The organism is Microbacterium sp. 1.5R (assembly GCF_001889265.1).
In the GTDB taxonomy this organism is placed as follows: Bacteria; Actinomycetota; Actinomycetes; order Actinomycetales; family Microbacteriaceae; genus Microbacterium.
Window position 1 is genome coordinate 75,594 of the sequence record NZ_CP018151.1, and the last position, 18,538, is coordinate 94,131.

At 69.0% G+C, this 18,538-nt stretch carries 17 protein-coding genes; 9 read left to right on the forward strand and 8 right to left on the reverse strand.

Features of this window, described 5'->3' with window-relative positions:
- The first annotated feature begins 157 nt into the window (after nucleotides 1-157).
- The 5 genes from BMW26_RS00395 (at nucleotide 158) to BMW26_RS00415 (ending at nucleotide 4,126) form a co-directional block, all read left to right on the forward strand.
- Nucleotides 158-1,711: a Na+/H+ antiporter subunit D gene (locus BMW26_RS00395; protein WP_072590436.1), complete on the forward strand. Its 1,554-nt coding sequence runs from the start codon at nucleotides 158-160 to the stop codon at nucleotides 1,709-1,711.
- Entirely contained in the window at nucleotides 1,708-2,295 is a 588-nt protein-coding gene (locus BMW26_RS00400) for a Na+/H+ antiporter subunit E (RefSeq protein WP_053098312.1), read from the forward strand. The genes BMW26_RS00395 and BMW26_RS00400 overlap by 4 nt, the downstream gene beginning before the upstream one ends.
- Nucleotides 2,292-2,561, forward strand: a complete 270-nt coding sequence (locus BMW26_RS00405; RefSeq protein WP_053098313.1) for a monovalent cation/H+ antiporter complex subunit F — start codon at nucleotides 2,292-2,294, stop codon at nucleotides 2,559-2,561. The genes BMW26_RS00400 and BMW26_RS00405 overlap by 4 nt, the downstream gene beginning before the upstream one ends.
- Nucleotides 2,558-2,947 (forward strand): monovalent cation/H(+) antiporter subunit G, encoded by a 390-nt coding sequence (mnhG, locus tag BMW26_RS00410; protein WP_053098314.1) that lies wholly within the window; start codon nucleotides 2,558-2,560, stop codon nucleotides 2,945-2,947. Before BMW26_RS00405 ends, mnhG begins: the two co-directional genes overlap by 4 nt.
- A 261-nt stretch (nucleotides 2,948-3,208) precedes the next feature.
- Entirely contained in the window at nucleotides 3,209-4,126 is a 918-nt protein-coding gene (locus BMW26_RS00415) for a hypothetical protein (RefSeq protein ID WP_083569243.1), read from the forward strand.
- A gap of 62 nt (nucleotides 4,127-4,188) precedes the next feature.
- On the opposite strand, the gene BMW26_RS00420 is transcribed toward BMW26_RS00415, so the two are convergent.
- Entirely contained in the window at nucleotides 4,189-4,950 is a 762-nt protein-coding gene (locus tag BMW26_RS00420) for an alpha/beta fold hydrolase (RefSeq protein WP_072590437.1), read from the reverse strand.
- Between the two features lie 104 nt (nucleotides 4,951-5,054).
- Between BMW26_RS00420 and BMW26_RS00425 the strand changes: the two genes are divergently transcribed.
- A complete protein-coding gene (locus tag BMW26_RS00425; protein ID WP_232224507.1) occupies nucleotides 5,055-6,416 on the forward strand; it encodes an MFS transporter in 1,362 nt (453 codons plus the stop codon).
- A 20-nt stretch (nucleotides 6,417-6,436) separates the two neighbouring features.
- Here BMW26_RS00425 and BMW26_RS00430 read toward each other — a convergent pair whose 3' ends face one another.
- The 6 genes from BMW26_RS00430 to BMW26_RS00460 all read right to left on the reverse strand — a co-directional run bounded on the left by BMW26_RS00430 (nucleotide 6,437) and on the right by BMW26_RS00460 (nucleotide 14,757).
- The gene (locus BMW26_RS00430) at nucleotides 6,437-9,091 is read right to left on the reverse strand and encodes a penicillin acylase family protein (RefSeq protein ID WP_083569244.1); all 2,655 of its coding nucleotides are present in this window, start codon (nucleotides 9,089-9,091) and stop codon (nucleotides 6,437-6,439) included.
- A gap of 133 nt (nucleotides 9,092-9,224) precedes the next feature.
- Nucleotides 9,225-11,102 carry a YhgE/Pip domain-containing protein gene (locus BMW26_RS00435; RefSeq protein WP_056275845.1) on the reverse strand — a complete coding sequence of 626 codons (1,878 nt, stop codon included), beginning with the start codon at nucleotides 11,100-11,102 and terminating at the stop codon, nucleotides 9,225-9,227.
- Nucleotides 11,099-12,019, reverse strand: coding sequence for a hypothetical protein (locus BMW26_RS17695; protein ID WP_198032358.1), 921 nt, complete (start codon nucleotides 12,017-12,019; stop codon nucleotides 11,099-11,101). Before BMW26_RS17695 ends, BMW26_RS00435 begins: the two co-directional genes overlap by 4 nt.
- Nucleotides 12,016-12,639: a TetR/AcrR family transcriptional regulator gene (locus tag BMW26_RS00450; protein ID WP_072590439.1), complete on the reverse strand. Its 624-nt coding sequence runs from the start codon at nucleotides 12,637-12,639 to the stop codon at nucleotides 12,016-12,018. The genes BMW26_RS17695 and BMW26_RS00450 overlap by 4 nt, the downstream gene beginning before the upstream one ends.
- A gap of 229 nt (nucleotides 12,640-12,868) precedes the next feature.
- On the reverse strand, nucleotides 12,869-14,302 hold the full coding sequence (argG, locus tag BMW26_RS00455) for an argininosuccinate synthase (RefSeq protein WP_056275848.1): 1,434 nt from the start codon (nucleotides 14,300-14,302) through the stop codon (nucleotides 12,869-12,871).
- 50 nt (nucleotides 14,303-14,352) lie between these two features.
- The gene (locus BMW26_RS00460) at nucleotides 14,353-14,757 is read right to left on the reverse strand and encodes a winged helix-turn-helix transcriptional regulator (RefSeq protein ID WP_072590440.1); all 405 of its coding nucleotides are present in this window, start codon (nucleotides 14,755-14,757) and stop codon (nucleotides 14,353-14,355) included.
- A gap of 97 nt (nucleotides 14,758-14,854) precedes the next feature.
- Here BMW26_RS00460 and BMW26_RS00465 point away from each other — a divergent pair, with 97 nt between their 5' ends.
- From BMW26_RS00465 to BMW26_RS00475, 3 genes are all read left to right on the forward strand, one after another.
- Complete coding sequence (locus BMW26_RS00465; protein WP_157557372.1) at nucleotides 14,855-16,237, forward strand: MFS transporter; 1,383 nt, start codon at nucleotides 14,855-14,857, stop codon at nucleotides 16,235-16,237.
- Between the two features lie 13 nt (nucleotides 16,238-16,250).
- Nucleotides 16,251-17,042, forward strand: a complete 792-nt coding sequence (locus tag BMW26_RS00470; RefSeq protein WP_232224508.1) for an NAD(P)H-dependent oxidoreductase — start codon at nucleotides 16,251-16,253, stop codon at nucleotides 17,040-17,042.
- Between the two features lie 89 nt (nucleotides 17,043-17,131).
- Nucleotides 17,132-17,839, forward strand: a complete 708-nt coding sequence (locus BMW26_RS00475; RefSeq protein ID WP_072590443.1) for a ZIP family metal transporter — start codon at nucleotides 17,132-17,134, stop codon at nucleotides 17,837-17,839.
- A gap of 28 nt (nucleotides 17,840-17,867) precedes the next feature.
- On the opposite strand, the gene BMW26_RS00480 is transcribed toward BMW26_RS00475, so the two are convergent.
- Entirely contained in the window at nucleotides 17,868-18,500 is a 633-nt protein-coding gene (locus BMW26_RS00480; protein ID WP_072590444.1) for a hypothetical protein, read from the reverse strand.
- Between the last annotated feature and the right edge of the window lie 38 nt (nucleotides 18,501-18,538).

Consider the following 18,538-nt stretch of genomic DNA (forward strand, 5'->3'; position numbering starts at 1 on the left):
ACGACTCGACGCACTCGTCGGCTTTCCGGACGGATGCCGACACGCACGCGTCGGACGCCCACGAGACCGATGCGGCGGACGCCGCTCGAGATACGGCGGCTGACACGGCATCCGATGACAGCGCACCCGAGCACACCGACGATGGGGAGGACCGCCGATGAGCGCCCTCGTCCCCCTGCTCGTCGCCCTGCCGCTGCTCGGCGCCGCCGTGACCCTGATCTTCGGCCGCAATCCGCGCCTCCAGGCCCTCGTCACGGTGGCCACGCTCGCGATCGTCTCGGTCATCGCGGCCGTGCTGCTGGTCGTCGTCGATGCGGGCGAGCCGCTCGCGGTCTCGGTCGGCGGGTGGCCGGTGCCGTTCGGCATCGTGCTCTACGTCGACAGGCTCGCGGCGCTCCTCGTGCTCATCTCGAGCATCGTGCTGCTCGCGGTCCTGCTCTTCTCGATCGGTCAGGGTGCCGCGGACGGCACCGACGAGACGCCGATCTCGATCTTCAACCCGTCGTACCTGATCCTCGCGGCCGGCATCTTCAACGCCTTCATCGCGGGTGACCTCTTCAACCTGTACGTCGGATTCGAGATCCTGCTCGTGGCGTCGTACGTGCTGATAACGCTCGGGAGCACCGAGTCCCGCATCCGCACGGGTGCCGTCTACATCGTCGTCTCGTTGGTCTCGTCGATCCTGTTCCTCGCTTCGATCGCGATGATCTACGGTGCCCTCGGCACCGTGAACATGGCCCAGATCGCCGAGCGCATGACCGAGCTCCCGCAGGAGACGCAGCTCGTGCTGCACCTCATGCTGGTGATCGCCTTCGGCATCAAGGCCGCGATCTTCCCGGTGTCGTTCTGGCTGCCCGACTCGTACCCGACGGCACCGGCGCCCGTCACTGCGGTGTTCGCGGGATTGCTGACCAAGGTCGGCGTCTACGCGCTGATCCGCACCGAGACGCAGCTGTTCGCCGAGAACAGCATCGACACGGTGCTGCTGATCATCGCGTTGGCGACCATGATCGTGGGCGTGCTCGGCGCTGTCGCACAGGCCGAGCTCAAACGAATCCTGTCGTTCACGCTGGTGAGCCACGTCGGCTACATGATCTTCGGCCTCGCGATAGCGACCCCCGCGGCGATCGGCGCGACGGTCTACTACATCGTCCACCACATCATCGTGCAGACGACGCTGTTCCTCGCGGTCGGTCTCATCGAGCGCAGGGCGGGAAGCACGTCCATCCTGCGCGTGAAGGGACTGCTCAAGGTCGCGCCCGTGATCGCGGTGCTCTACTTCATCCCCGCGATCAACCTCGGCGGACTGCCGCCCTTCTCCGGCTTCATCGGCAAGTTCGCGCTGTTCGAAGCGGCAGCATCCGTGGGAACGCCGCTGATGCTCGTGCTGATCTTCGGCGGCATCGTCACCTCGCTGCTCACGCTCTACGCGCTGATGCGAGCATGGAACCTCGCGTTCTGGCGCGAGGAGGACGACTCGACCGAGACCGAGGGGCGCATCTCGTACCTCGGCAACGCCCCGGCCGCGGATGAGCAGCAGGAGCGCCGCCGCATCCCCCGGATCATGACCATCGCGACCGCCGGGATGGTCGGGGTGACGATCGCGCTCACCGTGTTCGCGGGCCCGTTGTATGCCCTGTGCGACCGCATCGGTGCGGCGCTGCTCGACCCCGTCACCCTCGTGCAGCTGGAAGACGAGGTGGAAGGATGAGCCCCACCGAGACCGGCCGCCACTTCTGGCGGGACATCCGCGTGCAGCTGCCGTTCCTGGCATGGCTCGTCGTGCTCTGGATGCTGCTGTGGGGGCAGTTCACGGTGCTGGCGTTCGTCTCGGGCCTGGTCATCGCGGTGTTCGTCACCCGTGTCTTCCGGCTGCCCACCGTCGAGCTCTCCGGACGCATCAACATCTGGTTCGCCGCGTTGCTCATCGTGCAGTTCCTCTTCGCCGTGCTCCGCGGCGCTGTCGCGGTCACCCTGCAGGTGTTCGACTTTCGGCATCAGCCCGGCGCCGCGATCATCGCCGTTCCTCTGCGCTACGCCGACGACCTGATGATGACGCACGTGTCCGTGGTGTCGTCGCTGGTTCCCGGGTCGCTCGTCGTCGAGGCCGATCGCGACCGGCAGGTGCTGTATCTGCACGTGATCGGGGTGCGCAGCATGGCCGATGTCGAGAAGCAGCGCGAAGGCGTGCTGCGCTGGGAGCGACGGGTCGTGCGTGCGCTCGGAGCCCCGGCGCAGTACCGTGCCCTCAAGGCCGACGAACGTGCGGCGCGCGCCGGCGGAGGTGCCCGATGAATGTGCTGATGCTCGCGATCATGGTCGTCTTCGGCGTCGCCGCCATCCTGACGATCATCCGCATCGTGCGGGGGCCCTCGATCCTCGACCGGGCGGTGGCCTCCGACGTGCTGCTCACCGAGGTCATGTGCGTGCTCGGCGCCGAGATGGCCATCAACGGCCACACCCGCAACATCCCGGTGATGCTGATCATCGCCGCGGTCGGCGTCTTCGGCTCGATCTCGGTCGCCCGGTTCGTGGCCAGAAGGGACAACACGACACCATGAACGTGTTCGGTCTCGCCATTCCCGACGTGGTCATCGACGTCGCGGTGCTCGTGCTGATCCTGCTCGGCGCGATCCTCTGCCTGTCGGCGGCGGTCGGGCTGCTGCGATTCCGCGACGTGCCGTCGCGGCTGCACGCCGCGACCAAACCGCAGGTGCTCGGCCTCATCCTCATCTGCCTCGCGATCGCCCTGTCTCAGCGCACGGTAGGGGGAATCCTGTTCGGGCTCGCGCTCGTCGCCCCGGTCGTGCTCATGCAGTTCGCCACCGCGCCGCTGTCCGCGCACATCGTCGGGCGGCAGGCATATCGCAACGGCACCACCGACGAGCGCAGCCTGGTCGTGGACGAGCTCGCCGAGTCGAAGCAGACCCCGCCGGCCGCCGGCTGATCGCACGCCCGCAGCTGCGCTGAGACGGACGCCACGCACGTCTTACGCCGGTGCGGGGCCGCTTGCGGTTCACAATTCAGCATGAGCCTGTGCCGGTGGGGCCGAAGGGGCTTCAGGGCTGCTTGTTACGAGATCCATGCTGAGTAGTGAACGACACCGGTCATTGCTTCTTCTCCTACACGGAACCCTGTTCCGTGCAAGTCATCCACTGTTGCTTGAACGACGCACATCGACACCGTCTCTTGTCTGCACACTTCTGCGATGGGGAATAAGCAGAAGACGGTCGTTCAGCGCGCGAAAGACACGTATTCGCGCACGGTCTTCAGTCGATCGGATCTGGTGCACCGAGGGCTCACGGGGCGTCTCATCGCCGAGTCAGTGGCCCGAGGAGAACTCCAGCACGTGCGCCGCGATCGATATGCGCTGCCGTCGACGCACCGGGACATCGTCGAGGCTGTCCGCATCGGCGGGCGGGTCTCATGCTTGTCTCTCCTCGTCCTTCTCGGTGTCTTCGTGTTCCGTTGCCGAGAGCTCCATGTGCTCGTGACTCCCGGTTCGTCTCGTCTACGTGTGGCGAGGGACGGAAAGGTCGTGCTCCATTGGAAGGCGCTGACCAGCGTTCGCGAGAGCCTTCATGCGGCTCCGTTGATCGATGCCGTCGCGCACTCCGTGCTCTGCCAGGCTCCGCGCGAGGCGCTTGCCACCTTGGACAGTGTGCTTCATCACGGACTCCTGACCCGCGAAGATCTGGTCACGATGTTCGCTGCTCTACCCGCCCGATTCCGCCCGCTGCTCGCACTGGTCGACCCGTCGGCGGGCTCGGGCTCAGAGACATTCATGCGGTTGCTGCTCCGGACGATGGGCGTCGCCTATGAGACCCAGGTGTACCTCGAAGGCGTCGGGTACGTCGACTTCGTGGTGGACGGCTGGTTGATCATCGAGTGCGACAGCAAGGAGTTCCACGAGGGGTGGGAGAAGCAGATGCAGGATCGCGAGCGCGATATCGCCGCGGCCCGACTCGGCTTCGTGACCGTCCGGCCCCTTGCGAAAGACATTTTCGGTGACCAGGCGTCTGTGAGGCAGGCTCTCGAGCAGGTCATCGCTGCACTCGGACCGAGGTTCGTAGACGCACGTCGTTCACAATTCAGCAGGAATCGCCGCGGAGCGGCGGTCAAGTAGCGGAATCACGGGGCTCACATGCGTTCATGCTGAGTTGTGAACGGAAAAGTGCGGGGCACGGGTCAGAGGCCGTCGGCGAAGCTCTGGATCAGGCGCGCGGCCGGCTCGGAGTCGCTGATCAACGTGCCGTGGCCGTGATCCGGGATGACCTGCAGATCGGCACCCGGGATCTCGTCGATGATCTCCTGGCACCAGGTCATCGGAGCGAGCGGGTCGTCTTCTCCGCGCAGCACCAGCACAGGCTGATCGATGCGCGCGAACGCCTTCTCCGGCTCGTGCACGATGGTCGCCCGGATCTTGCGGATGAGGTGGGGGCCGCCGCGCAGATATTCGCGGGCACCTCGCCAGATCACGAGCGGGCGCTCGCCGACCAGGTCCGTGAGGAGATAGCTCGCCTGCGCTGCGACGTTCCGTGCGGCCTTGTTGACGGTCGGACCGGCGAGCACGACGCCCTCGACGAGGGAGGGATGCCGGGCGGCGAGCTCCGCGGCGATCTGACTGCCCATCGAGTGTCCGATGACGACGACGGGGCCCTCGTCGGCATGACGGAGGTACGCGGCGACGAGGTCGGCGTGACGCTCCATGGTGAAGGTGCGAGCGGGCTCGGGTGCTTCGCCGAAACCGGGCAGGTCGAGTGCGATCACCCGGCCTTTCAGTCGCTGCACGACGTCGAGGTAGACGCTGCGTCCCATGCCGATGCCGTGCAGCAGGAGGAAGGTGTGCGGTCCTTCGCCGAAGGTCTCCGCGATCAGCGTCGCGCCCGCGTGCTCGAACTCGAGCAGCGTGACGGGGGTGCCCTTCGGGGCGAGATAGCTGGAGACCACACCTCAACGCTAACCGAGTGGGACCCCTGCGACGAACCGGGATCCACGCATGCCGTACGCCGGTGTGCGACGAGGGGCGAGCCTGCGTCGTGCGAGGATGAAGGGTGTCTTCGCCGAACCCCGATCCCGATCAGATCGAGTCGGAGGGCGAGACCTCAGGCTCGACCAAGGGTGTCATCGCGCGCATCGCCGACGGGCTGAGCGATCCGGTGCTGCGCGCGCTCGTCGCCGCGACGGCCGTCTCACGCATCGGCCGCGGCGTCTTCCTCGCGGTCACCGTGCTGTTCTTCACGCAGATCATCGGCCTCTCGCCCGCGCACGCCGCGGTGGTGCTCGCCGTGTCGAGCGGATGCGGGGTGGTCGGGTCGCTCCTCGGCGGCTGGCTCGCCGACCGGTGGAGCGCCCGACGCCTCGCCTTCGGCTTCGAGATGGCGGGTGGCGTGCTGCTCGCCGCGTACGCGTTCGTCGGAGACTTCGTGTCGGCGCTCGTCCTCGCCAGCCTCTCGGGCTTCTTCGACTCGCTGGGGTATTCCGCTCGTTCCGCGATCATCGCCCGGGGCTTCGCGCCGGACCGGCGGGTGCACGCGCGTGCGGTGCTGCGCACGGTCACGAACCTCGCGATCGCGGCAGGCTCCGGATTCGGCGCGATCGCTCTGGCTCTCGGCACACCCGAGGCCTACCGCGTCGTCATCGCGTGCGCGGGCGCCGTCTGCGCGCTCGGCTCGCTCTCCCTCCTGCGGCTGACATCGGCCGTCGACGCGCCGCCGCGCAACCGAGCCGCGGCTCAGCTGACGGAAACGGGATCCATCGACACGCACGCCACGGCCGCGGCATCCGCCGAGCGCAGGGACTGGAACCGCCGCTCACCGTGGCGGGACCCGAGGTACCTGCTGCTGAGCGCGCTCTCGGCGATCTTCGGCATGCAGTTCGGAGTCGCGGAACTCGGGGTGCCGCTGTGGATCAGCGAGTACACGAACGCCCCGGATGCCACGTTCGCAGTGCTCCTGATCGTCAACACCGCGCTGGTCGTGCTGTTCCAGGTGCGTGCCTCCCGTGGCACGCACGACCTGCGGATCGCCGGCAGGGTGACGATGATCGCCGGCTGGCTGATGGTCTCCGCCTGCCTGATCTACGCGCTCGCCGCGGGGCTTCCGGCATGGGCGGCGATCGTCATCCTCATCGTCGGCATGATCGCGCACACGTTCGCCGAGATCCTGTCGCAGGCCGGAGCCTGGGGTCTCAGCTTCGAGCTCGCCGACCCTGTGCGAGCCGGCGCCTACCAGGGCGTGTTCGGCATGGGCTTCTCGCTCGGAGCCCTGGCGTCGCCGATCGTCGTGAACGCCACCGCGATCACCTTCGGCTTCGTGGGCTGGGTGATCCTCGCCGCGATCTTCCTCGCCGCAGCGATCGGCATCTGGCTCATCGCACGCCGCGCCGCAGCATCCGCCACGCCTGCTTCCGACTGAGCCCGCAGAGCCGCCCCGGGCTAACCGGCCGGCGCCAGCACCAGAGTGTGACGCGTCGCCGCATCGACCGCCCCGTCGGTGAACGCCCACGGCCGCTGAATTCCCGACGCCCAGTCGGACGTCTGATCGACGTAGTGCTCGTCGAACGCGTGTCCGGATGCGCCGGTGAGGTGGATCCAGGTCGAGGCGTCGAGATCGGAGAGGTCGACGACCATGCGCATCGACGGCACTGTGGTCGTGGCGTACGACGTGCCGAGCTCCCAGCCGGTGGCGTTGACCACGGACGCGCCGCCGCTGACGGCGTAGGGGCCGCGGTTGAAGAGGGCTTCGATCGGGGCGATGCCGGAGGACCCGAGGGTGTCGCTCGTGAGGGTGATCGCGTGCAGGTCGCCCCACCTCCATGCGGTGACGACGTCGCCCTGAACCGCGGAGAGCTCGCCGTACGCTTCCTCCGCCGACAGGGCGAGCATCTCGTCCATGCCCGCGACATCGATGCTCGGGTTGGTCCAGAGCGGGTCGGATGGGTCGTCGAGAAGATCCGCGACGACGGTGAAGAGTCGACCCTGGCCGTCGATCGGCAGGGGCTGGTCGCGTTCGGCGAACAGGTTCTGCACGAGGTTCGACCAGAGGACGTTCGCGTAGGCGGCCGCGGCCGACCCTGCGTCGTTCTGTGCGTCCCACGAGCGCAGCAGCGCCACGGCATCTGCAGTCCCCGCACCCGTCACCTCCACATCCTCCATCTCCGTTGCGAGTCGCTTGCCGATCCACATCTCGCTGTCCATCTGGATCTCCCGCATGTCCTGGGCGGTGAGCGGTGCGGCGGCGGCGCGTCGCTCGATCAGGTGCGCGATGCGATCGGCCCTGTAGCCGTAGTCCCAGTCCCGTGAGAGGAAGTAGGGGTAGTCGTCGGTGACGATCGCGTTGTTCGCGGTCACGATGTACCCGGATGCCGGGTTGTATGACACCGGCAGTTCGTCGAACGGGATGAATCCGGTCCAGTCGTAGCTGCTGTCCCAGCCGGGCTGCGGCATCCATCCGTCGCCGGCCCCGCGCACGGGGAGGCGTCCGGGGGTCTGATAGCCGATGTTGCCTTCGACGTCCGCATAGATGAGGTTCTGTGCCGGCACATCGAACAGCGCGGCCGCCGCGCGGAACTCCTCGAAGTCCTGGGCGGTCGACAGAGCGAAGATCGCGGTCGCGGCCGTGCCGGGGTCGAGCGCCGTCCAGCGCAGGCTGACCGCGTACTCGGCTCCCTCCGGCGCGGTGCCGGTGGGCGCCGGACCTGTCGCGCCGCCGGCAGCGAGGCCCGGCTCAGGGTCGTCGGCGATCGCGGTGAAGTCGTCGGTGAGACCCGAGATGATCGGTCCGTGCACGGTCGACCGGATCGTGAGCTCGATGTCGTCGCCCCCGGCCACCGCGATCGTCTCGGTGGTCTCGTCGATCGGCACCAGCGCGCCGTCGCGCCAGTACTGGTCGCCCTCGATCCGCTCGACGTAGAGGTCGGTGACGTCGGTGGTCAGGTTGGTGAAGCCCCAGGCGACCTGCTGGTTGTGGCCGATCACGATGCCGGGGAGACCCGAGAACGAGAAACCGCCCATGTCGAACGGGCAGTCGTCGGTGACCTCGCTGCACCGGAGCTGCACCTGATACCAGACCGAGGGGAGTGATGCGCCCAGGTGCGGGTCGTTGGCGAGCAGCGGCATGCCCGTGTCGGTGAGGTCCCCGGACACGACCCACGAGTTCGATCCGATGCCCTCGCCGACATCGCCGACGAGCAGGCTCGCCGCCTCGATCACGTCCGATGCCTCCTGCCACTCGATCGTCGTCGCCGCCTGCTGCATCTCGCCGTCGTTCCCATCGGTCGTGAACGCGGCGGGCTCGGCACCGGCCTCGGTGATCGGGGCGGTCGAGATCTCGGGGACGATGACGGGGTGATCCTCGAACGGATACGGCGGGTACAGCTCGTCGAGCGTCGCGGTTATCCCGGCGGCGTCGGAGGTCTCCGCCAGCTGTGCGGCCAGGAGCGAGCGCTCGACCTCGTCTTCGACATTGCCGCGGAGATCCCAGGCCATCGCCTTGAGCCACGCCACCGAATCGGCGGCTTCCCAGGGCTCCGGCGCGTACTCCGGGTTCTGTATTCCGAGAACGGCATATTCGAGCGACAGCTCGGCGCCCGAGCGGGAGGAGAGGTAGGCGTTGACGCCGTCGGCGTAGGCCTCGTAGTAGCCGCGGGTGACGTCGTCCATGGCCTCGACCTCGGCCTCGGCGACCTTGCGCCAGCCGAGCGTGCGGAGGAAGGCATCGGTCCCGGCCTGCGATTCGCCGAACATCTCGGCCACGCGTCCCGCCGTGACGTGCCGGCGGAAGTCCATCTCGAAGAAACGGTCCTGCGCGTGCACGAAGCCCTGGGCGTAGAAGAGATCGTGCGATGAGTCGGCGGTGATGGTCGGGATGCCGCTGGCGTCGCGCTGCACCGTGACCTCGGCCTGCAGCCCGTCGAGCGACAGGGTGCCGTCGGTCTGCGGGAACGAGCGCTGGATGGTCCAGGTCACGAAGAAGGCACCGGCGACGGCGACCACCACGATCGCAGCGACGACGAGGAACACGATGCGGCCGATGCGAGCACCCAGGGAAGGGCGCGACGGGTCGACGATCTCGGTCGAATGGGTTGTCATCTTCGAGAACTCTTTCGGGTGGCATGGCGGAACTCAGTCCCAGAGAGTCCCAGAGCGCGTCTCAACAGACGCTTCCGGAATACTACCCATAAAGCATTCGCGGGCGGGGGTGTTCTCGCCCCCGCCCGCGGCGTCAGCCGATCAGGCTCGGCTGCAGGTCGCGCAGCGTGCGCCGGTGCGTCATGCGCGTCACTCCGATGGCGGCGAGCAGCAGCGCGCCGACCAGCCAGATGCCCAGCACCACCAGATCCCAGCCCGCCCGGCCGAGGTTGCCGCCGTACATCAGTTGCCGCATGGCGTCGACGACGTAGCCGAGCGGCAGCACGTGGTGGAGTGCGGCCAGCGGGGCGGGGAGGGTCTGCCAGGGGAACGTGCCGCCCGCGGTGACGAGCTGCAGAACCATGAGCACGAGTCCCAGGAACTGCCCCACGGAACCGAGCCAGACGTTGAGGGCGAGGATGATCGCCGCGAAGGTCGCCGACGCGAAGATCATCACGCCCAAGGTGCCGACGGGGTTGTTGAACGTGAAGCCCAGGGTGATCGCCAGGATGCCCATGAGCCCCAGCATCTGCACCGCGCCGAGCATCGCCGGGGTGAGCCACCCGGCGAGCGTCACTCGGATCGGAGAGTGCAGCGCCGTGACCGCGCGGCGGGAGATCGGCTTCACGATGAGGAACAGGGCGTAGATGCCGATCCAGGCCGACAGTGCGGCGAAGAACGGTGCGAGACCGGCGCCGTAGTCCTCGGCGGAGGCGACCTTGTCGCTCGAGACCTTGACCGGGTCGGCGATCGTGTCGGCCTGCAGCGTGCGGAGCTCCGGCGTCGAGACGGGGATCTGCTGCACACCGTCCGAGAGCCCGTCGCGCAGCTCGGCCGTTCCCGACGCGAGGGTGCCGAGCCCATCGCGCAGCTGGGCCGCGCCGTCGTTCGCCGCCGCGGCGCCGGTGGCGACGGTCTGCGCGCCGCTGGCCAGGGTCTGCGCGCCGCCGGCGAGCTGCGAGGCGCCGGATGCCACCGAGTCCGCTCCTGCGGCAAGCTGGTCGACCTTGTCGACCGCGTTCTGCACGGTCGAGTTGCCCTCCTGGAGTCGTGTCGCGAGGGGATCGAGGGTCGTGAGGACCCGATCGATCTGCTCCGGCGTCAGGCCCTGATCCGTGAGCACGGTGGCGATGTCCTCGCGCGCCTGGGGCAGAGCATCCGTCGCCTGCTGCACAGCCGATCCGGCCCGGTCCGCGACGTCGGCCAGCTGCCGGTTGCCGTCACTGACCTGCTGAGCCCCCGACGCCAGCGTCGCCGCACCACCGGCGAGCTCGGACGCGCCGCCCGCGAGCTGCGACGTGCCCGCGGCGAGCTGAGAGGTTCCGTCTGCGAGCGTCGCACTGCCGGTGGCGGCGGTGTCGGCGCCGTCGGCGAGCTGGGTCGCTCCGTCGACCGCGGTCACGAGGTTGTCGCGCACCTCGCTGAGGCCGGTGAGCAGGCGCTCTGCGGCCTCGCTGCCCACCATCTCGGCGACCGAGCTGCGGATCTTCTCCACCGCCTGCGTGCCCATCGACGACGCGAGGTAGTTGTTCGCGTCGTTGGTCTCGAGCTCGATGCGCGCCTGGTGGGGGTCGTCACCCGCGGCCGAGGTCAAGGCCGACGAGAAGTCGGCGGGGATCGTGACGGTGAAGTCGACCGTTCCCTCCCGCAATGCGTCGGCGGCCTCGTCGGCCGACATCCGCTGCCAGTCGAAGGCGTTGCCGTCGATGAGGTTGTCGGCGACGTCCTCGCCGTAGTTCACGGTCTCGCCGGTGGCGGCATCCGTTCCCGTGGTGGGCTCGGGGGCTCCACTGTCATCGACGACCAGCGCGACCGGGACCTCCGGGAACTTCGCGTACGGGTCCTGGTTGGCCCAGAGGTACAGGCCGCCGTAGAGGATGGGCACGCAGACCAGTGCGATCAGGGCGATCACGCCCATCCTGCTCGCGGTGAGGCGCCGCAGCTCGGCGGCGATCATGGCGGGAACCTTCATCGCTCGCCTCCGTTCTCTGTCGTGTTCGGCTCGGGTTCTGCGGGTGGGTCTTCGTCGTCGGCCGGGGGAGAGCCGAGAGCATCCGCGTGCTCGGCGTCGGCATGCGGTGTCGCGGGGCGCTCGTCCGGGTCTTCCGCCTCGGGCTCTGGCTCGGGATCCGGTTCGGGCGCCGGCTCTGGCTCAGGGTCGGGCTCGGGATCCGGTTCGGGCGCTGGCTCGGGCTCGGCCTCGGCCTCGGAGTCTGGCTCGGGCTCGGGTTCAGAGCCGCCGGGCAGGTCGAGCACGAGCGGCTCGACCGGTCCGGACGCGTTGATCGCCTCGAGCTCGTGCATGCGCTCGAGGGCGACCGCGGCGGATCCGCCGATGACGACGAGCATCGCGTACCCGCGGTCGGCGAACTCCGACGCGATCCGCCACCAGCCGTCCGGGCTGCCGCCGTGACGGTCGGGCGAGACGAGCACGATTCCTTCGGTGCCCGTGCGGAGGATCGCGAGTTCGCAGAGGATGCGCACCCGTGCGGCGGGATCGACGTTGCCGATCGCCACGCCGGCGAGCTCGCCGAAGCCGAGTTGATTCAGCCAGCGCCGTGCGTGCAGAGGGGTGGCGCCGACGCCGGCGAACATGAGCTCTTCGCCGACGACGCCCGCGAGGGTGATGTCAGCGTGGGGATCGCTCACGTCGGGGGCGTCGACGAGCGCGATCGTGCGGCGCAGCGCGCGGTTGTCCGCGTCGCCGTCGATCGTCACGCGCCCGGTGTCCGGCCGCATCCGACCGCTGGCGATGAGGCCTAGCACCGTCGGGCGCTGCTCGGTCTCGGCGAGTGCGAAGCGCACGGCTCCGCTGTGGAACTCGAGGCTCGTCGTCGGCAGCGCCTGGCCACCGCGCCCCTTGCTCACGTCGTGCAGGGTGACCCTCATGCGCTGACCTCCTGTGATTCGACGATGTCCGGGCGCGCGCTCAACAGCTCGTCGGCCTCGCGCCACGAGAGTCCGACGATGCTGAGCAGAGTGCGAACAGCGAGATCGGCTGCCCCGGTGCTCGAGGCGTCCGTGCGCGAGACGACCGTGCGGGCGACCTCTTCGATGAGGCGGGCGAGGGTGGGGGCGGCGAGATCGGTGCGGAAGCTGCCGTCCTCCTGTCCGCGCCGCGCGAGGGCGGCGACGGTGCGCCGCAGCGGCGCGAGCGCGTCTGCAGTGTGCTCGACGTGCGCTTCGTCGAGCGCGAGCGCTGCGGCGACCTGGACGTGCGCGGCCTCCTGCCAGAGTCGTGCGGCGAGGCGGGCCAGCGCGAGGCGTGAGTCGGCGTCGGTGACGGATTCGGCGATCGCGTTGAAGCGCTGCGCTCCGACCGAGATCAGCTCGCGGATCAGAGCCTCTCGGTCGTCGAAGTGGCCGTAGAGGGTGCGGCGCGACAGGCCGGCGCTGCGGGCGATGACGTCGATGGACGCCCGCGGGTCGGTGGCGAGGGTCGCGCGGGCCGCATCGAGGATTCCGGCGCGGTTCTCGACGGAGTCGCGGCGGGGAGCACGGGTTGTCATGCCCCTATTCTACGTATTGTGCACAGCCGTGTGCAAGATAACTCGGGGGACTCACAGGGTCTGAACGGTGGGCCGTTCACAACTCAGCACGGATGGGCGCTTAAAGCCGCAATCAGCACCATGCGGACCCGAATCCCGGCGCTCATGCTGAATCGTGAACGGCGAGCGGCGGGCACAGACAGAAAAGGGGGCGGATGCCGCAGCATCCGCCCCCCAGAAGAGTCGCGCGTCAGTCGGTGCCGGAGTCGAACGCAGCACCCTCGGATGCGGTGTCGACCGCGTCGGCGAAGTTCTCGTCGACCTCTTCGACGGAACCCGTGATCTCGCCGGACTCGCCGGCGGTGACGCGACCGACGAGCTCGCCCGTCGCGCCGCCCACGAGGCCGAGGCCTGCGTACTGCTCGAGGCGTGCGCGCGAGTCGGCGATGTCGAGGTTGCGCATCGTGAGCTGGCCGATGCGGTCGACCGGGCCGAAGGCGGCGTCGCCGACGCGCTCCATCGAGAGCTTCTCGGGGCCGTACGACAGGTTCGGCGACGTGGTGTCGAGGATCGTCCAGTCGTCACCGCGGCGCAGGCGGATCGTCACGGTGCCCGAGATCGTGAGGCCGACCCAGCGCTGGATGGACTCGCGCAGCATGAGCGACTGCGGCTCGAGCCAGCGGCCCTCGTACATCAGTCGACCGAGGCGGCGACCCTGCTCGTGGTAGGTCGCGAGGGTGTCCTCGTTCAGGATGCCGTTGACGAGGCGCTCGTAGGCGATGAAGAGCAGCGCCATGGCCGGGGCCTCGTAGATGCCGCGCGACTTCGCCTCGATGATGCGGTTCTCGATCTGGTCGCTCATGCCGAGGCCGTGGCGTCCGCCGATCGTGTTGGCCTCCTGCACCAGGGCCACCGGGTCGGTGTACTCGACGCCGTTGAGTGCGACGGGGCGGCCGGCCTCGAACGTGACGGAGACGTCCTCGGTCTCGATCGCGACCGAGGGGTCCCAGAACTTCACGCCCATGATGGGGTCGACGGTCTCGAGCGAGACGTCGAGGTGCTCGAGCGTCTTCGCCTCATGCGTGGCGCCCCAGATGTTGGCGTCGGTCGAGTACGCCTTCTCGACCGAGTCGCGGTAGGGGAAGTCGTGGGCGACGAGCCACTCGCTCATCTCCTTGCGGCCGCCGAGCTCGGTGACGAAGTCGGCATCCAGCCACGGCTTGTACACGCGCAGACGCGGGTTGGCGAGCAGGCCGTAGCGGTAGAACCGCTCGATGTCGTTGCCCTTGTAGGTCGAGCCGTCGCCCCAGATGTCGACGCCGTCCTCCTTCATGGCGCGCACCAGCAGCGTGCCGGTGACGGCGCGGCCGAGGGGAGTGGTGTTGAAGTAGGTGCGGCCGCCGGAGCGGATGTGGAAGGCGCCGCAGGCGAGCGCCACCAGGCCCTCTTCGACCAGCGCGGTCTTGCAGTCGACCAGGCGCGAGGCCTCGGCGCCGTACTCGAGGGCACGGCCGGGGATCGACTCGATGTCGTCTTCGTCGTACTGACCGAGATCACCGGTGTACGTGTAAGGGACGGCGCCCTTGTCGCGCATCCACGCGACGGCGACGGAGGTGTCGAGTCCTCCGGAGAAGGCGATGCCGACGCGCTCGCCGACGGGAAGTGACTGGAGGACCTTGGACATGCTTCCCAGTCTATCGGCGGCGTGTCGGCTGTTTCGGACGGCGTCGGCCGTCAGCGGGCCACGACGGCGTCGAGTGCCTCGGGCTCGGAGTCGAGCCGCGCCAACTCGCGTCGCTGATGCGCGGCGTAGCCGGCACCCCAGCTCGTGAGCGCCTCGACGAGCGGCATCGATCCGCGCCCGAGGTCGCTGAGGCGGTATTCGACCTTGGGAGGCACCTGACGGTAGACCGTGCGGAGGATCAGGCCGTCATCCTCCAGCTCGCGCAGCTGACGGGTGAGCACGCGGGCTGTGGGCTCGTCGAGAAGCCGGCTGAGCTCGCCGAACCGCAGCACCTCATGCTCACCGAGGAGGCTGAGGATGCTGGGCTTCCAGGCCCCGCCGAGGACGGCGATCGAGATCTCCGCGTCGCACGCGTCGCCCCACTCCCGGACGATCCGCTCGGTCTTCTCCCTCATCGCTCCGCCTCCTGGTCGTCATGGTATCCATTCGGTCACTATCTACCCCGAATGACAGTACTTGCCTGAAGTGTACTCAGACCGTGAGACTGATGCGGTGACCTTCCCGATTCCCACGGCATCCGCTCGACCGCGCACGACCCTGCATCCGTGGCTCGCCATGATCCCGCTGCTTCTCGGCATCCTGATCGGGGCTCTCGCGATCAGCAGCATGTCGACCGCGCTGCCCGCGATCCGCGGCGATCTCGTCCTGTCCGACAGCGGCGCGCTGTGGCTCGTCGACGTGTACGCGCTGTCGCTGGCGGCGACCCTGATCATCGCCGCCAGGATCGGAGACGCGTTCGGTCGCAAGCGGATCGTGCTCGCCGGTCTCGCCGGCTTCGCGGTGCTCAACCTCGTCGGCGGATTCGCTCAGGACGGGATGCTGCTCATCGTCGTCCGGGCGCTCCTCGGCGTCGCCGAGGCGTTCGTCGTGGCGGGCGTCGTCGCGACGATCGGGGCGCACTATCACGCACGGCAGCGGGTGCTCGCCTACGGGCTGTGGACCGCGACGTTCGGTGCCGGCAGCGCGCTCGGACCCGTGCTCGGCGGGCTGGTGACCGAGGGGCCGGGGTGGCGCTGGCTGCTGCTCGGAAGCGTGCCGCTCGCCGTCGTCGCCGGGGTGCTCGCGATCTGGCTCGTGCCGGATTCGCGCAGCTCCCGTCGCCCGTCGTGGGACATCCTCAGCATCGTGTCGTCGATCGTCGCTCTCGGGTCTCTCGTCTTCGCCCTGCACGAGGTGCTCGCCGCTCCCGTCGCCGCCGGCATCGCGGGTGTCATCGCCGTCGTGACGCTCGTCTTCTTCATCCGCCGCCAGCGTGCCCTCGCCGAGCCTCTCATCGACATGCGGCTGTTCGGCGTGCCCGGCTTCAGCCCTGCGATCGTGCGCATCGTGGCGAGCAGCGGGGTGTCGACGGCATCCGTGCTCCTGGTGAGCCTCCACCTGCAGGATGCGCGGGGCTTCAGCGCGGCCGAAGCCGGTATCGCGATCCTGCCGCAGGCGGTGGCGATCGCCCTCGGCGGGGTGCTCGCACCCCTGTTCCTGCGGTGGTTGACCTCGCCGACACTCACCGTGCTCGCCCTGGTGGTGCAGGGGGCGGGACTCGCGTGGCTGTCGACGGGCGTCGAGCTGGTCGTGATCCCTCTCGTGCTCGTCGGCGCGGGGTTCGGAGTCGCGGCGACGCTCGCCGCCACCACGCTCTTCGACGTCACGACGGAGGACGACGCCGGTCAGGTGGGGGCGATCCAGGAGGTCGGGTTCGCCCTCGGCGGCGGTCTCGGCATCGCGGTGCTCGGCACGATCGCATCGATCGTCGGGTCTCGCGGCTTCCTCGTCGCCCTGCTGGTCGCGACCGTCGCGGTCGTCGCCGCCGCGCTCCTGCCGCTGTGGAGACGCTCGCCGGTGAGCACTGCCGAGGACCCGGCCATCGATGCCCGCTGAAGGAAGGACACCCGTGCCAGCATCGCGCCCGACCGTCCACTGGATCTATGCCCACCCCCAATCGAGCTCGTTCAACGCGCGACTGTTCCGAGATGGGGTCGACGCCCTCGCGCACGACCACGATGTCGAGATCACCGACCTGTACTCTCAGGGCTTCGATCCGGTTCTCGCAGCGCCGGATCTGGGCGAGCCCCGGGGGCGTGAGGGCAGCGTCGTCGACCTGATGGGCGAGGCGTACGCCGCGGGCCAGCTGCCGCCGGACGTCGCCGAGGAGCAGCGCAAGCTCGCGGCCGCCGACCTCGTCGTGCTCCAGTTCCCGCTGTGGTGGTACGGACCGCCGGCGATCCTCAAAGGCTGGCTCGACCGGGTGCTCACCAACGGCTTCGCCTACGGCCCCGCGGATGCCGAGACCGGTCTGCCGCTGCGATACGGAGAGGGCCCGCTCGCCGGGCGCCGAGCCCTCGTGATCGTGACGGCAGGGGAGGACGAGCGCTCGATCGGAGAACGGGGCATCAGCGGGGATCTGGACTCGCTGCTGTTCCCGCTGACCCACGGCACCCTCTGGTACACGGGCATCGAGCCGCTCGACCTGCACGTCGTCCACGACGCTGACGGGTTGGACGCGGAGCGCGTCGATCGCGAGAGCGCACGACTGATCGAGAGGCTCTCCGGAGTGGCGCTCGAATCGCCGAGCCGCCCGTACCGTCGGCTGCGCGATGGCGACTACCACGGCACCCGGGCGCTGCGATCGGACCTGCTTCCCGGGCGCACCGACCTCGGCATCCATCGCGTCGCGGTCGACTGAGGCGACGCGGCCCGACGCGCGCGGGCGTAGCTCTCCGCTTCTGCACGATCGGCCCCGACGGTGGCAGAGTGTCCGTGAAGGAGGACGGCATGGGTGCAGCGATCCTGTGGGGCGTCGTCGCGGCGTCGCCCCTCATCGTCGGCGCTGTTCTCGCTCTGCTGCGCACCTGGCCGCCGCGCTGGCTGGGCATCGTGCTCGGCTTCGGAGCCGGTGCCCTGATGGCCTCCATCGCCTTCGAGCTGTGGGAGGAGGGGCTGGACCTCGCAGGTCCGATCCCTCTCATCGTCGGCGTGGTCGCGGGCGCGCTCGCGTACTTCATCGCCGACCGGATCCTCGATGCGCGAGCCGCGAAGTCCCAGGAGCAGGGGGCGGGCGTCCCGCTCGCGCTCGGAGCACTGCTCGACGGCATCCCCGAGCAGCTCGTGCTGGGAATCGGACTGGCCTCCGGAGAACCGGTGAGCATCGCGCTCGTCGTGGCGATCGTGGTCTCGAACCTGCCCGAGTCGATCGGCTCGGCCGCCGACCTGCTGAAGGGCGGCATGGCGAAGTCGCGCGTGCTGCTGCTGTGGGCCGGCATCTCGGTCATCTGCGCGCTGGCGACCGTCGCCGGATTCGCGGTGGCGAGCAGCACCGGCGACGACTTCCGGGCCGGCGCGAGCGGCTTCGCGGCAGGCGCGCTGCTCGTGATGCTCGTCGACTCGATGGTGCCCGACGCGCAGCAGAAGGCCAAGCAGGTGACCGGGCTCGCGACCGTGCTGGGCTTCGCGCTCGCCGCGGGGCTCTCGCTCGCGAGCTAGCATCACCGCGATGAGCCCGCCCGATAGGTCAGCCCTCGCGGACGACCCGGATGCTCACCCAACGGAACGCGGCGAGATCCGTGTCGCTGAGGTCCGTCGGGTCGCCGAGCTCGGAGCGAAACGTCACCGTCGTCCCGGTCCCCGCGCCGGCGCCGGGTGAGACTTCTGCCGGATCGGCCAGGATGCGCAGGTCCGTCGACGGGACTCCGTTGTGGTATTCCTGCACCCACCGCCCGTCAGCCCGCCGGTTCTCGTGGGCGAGGACAGAGCTGAGTGCCGAGACTGTCGACATTCCGCGGCGCGGCAGACCATCCGGCAGAAGCGGTGCCGAGGCAGATTCGAAGAAGCGGACATCCCGGGTGGCCATGACGGGCTTCCGCACGATGTCACCCCCGCCGTCGGTCCGCGTGTCGGTGCCGCGGCCATCGTCGGCGACCGACACCGAGCCGTCGCGAGAGATGCTCACGACGACATGGCCGATTCGCCCGAGCCCAGCGGCCTCGTCGTCCGCGTACGCGAGGACTTCGAGGATCTGATGGCGGCGTCCGCCGGGTTCGTACATGGCTCGTTCGTCGCGGATGCCGTGCAGGTGATCGACGTCGACATCTCGCGCCCAGTCATGCGTCGTGATGGTCCACGTGGCGCGATCCTCCGACTTCATCACCGCACTCTACCGATCCGCGGCCGGTCGGGGATGGC

Excerpts from the sequence above, each read along its gene's own strand:
- BMW26_RS17695 (WP_198032358.1), bottom strand. The coding sequence starts at position 12,019 with ATGAGGGTCACCCTGCACGACGTGAGCAAGGGGCGCGGTGGCCAGGCG.
- BMW26_RS00395 (WP_072590436.1), top strand. The coding sequence starts at position 158 with ATGAGCGCCCTCGTCCCCCTGCTCGTCGCCCTGCCGCTGCTCGGCGCC.
- argG (WP_056275848.1), bottom strand. The coding sequence starts at position 14,302 with ATGTCCAAGGTCCTCCAGTCACTTCCCGTCGGCGAGCGCGTCGGCATC.
- BMW26_RS00435 (WP_056275845.1), bottom strand. The coding sequence starts at position 11,102 with ATGAAGGTTCCCGCCATGATCGCCGCCGAGCTGCGGCGCCTCACCGCG.
- BMW26_RS00480 (WP_072590444.1), bottom strand. The coding sequence starts at position 18,500 with ATGAAGTCGGAGGATCGCGCCACGTGGACCATCACGACGCATGACTGG.
- BMW26_RS00475 (WP_072590443.1), top strand. The coding sequence starts at position 17,132 with ATGGGTGCAGCGATCCTGTGGGGCGTCGTCGCGGCGTCGCCCCTCATC.
- BMW26_RS00400 (WP_053098312.1), top strand. The coding sequence starts at position 1,708 with ATGAGCCCCACCGAGACCGGCCGCCACTTCTGGCGGGACATCCGCGTG.
- BMW26_RS00450 (WP_072590439.1), bottom strand. The coding sequence starts at position 12,639 with ATGACAACCCGTGCTCCCCGCCGCGACTCCGTCGAGAACCGCGCCGGA.
- mnhG (WP_053098314.1), top strand. The coding sequence starts at position 2,558 with ATGAACGTGTTCGGTCTCGCCATTCCCGACGTGGTCATCGACGTCGCG.
- BMW26_RS00430 (WP_083569244.1), bottom strand. The coding sequence starts at position 9,091 with ATGACAACCCATTCGACCGAGATCGTCGACCCGTCGCGCCCTTCCCTG.
- BMW26_RS00405 (WP_053098313.1), top strand. The coding sequence starts at position 2,292 with ATGAATGTGCTGATGCTCGCGATCATGGTCGTCTTCGGCGTCGCCGCC.
- BMW26_RS00460 (WP_072590440.1), bottom strand. The coding sequence starts at position 14,757 with ATGAGGGAGAAGACCGAGCGGATCGTCCGGGAGTGGGGCGACGCGTGC.
- BMW26_RS00415 (WP_083569243.1), top strand. The coding sequence starts at position 3,209 with ATGGGGAATAAGCAGAAGACGGTCGTTCAGCGCGCGAAAGACACGTAT.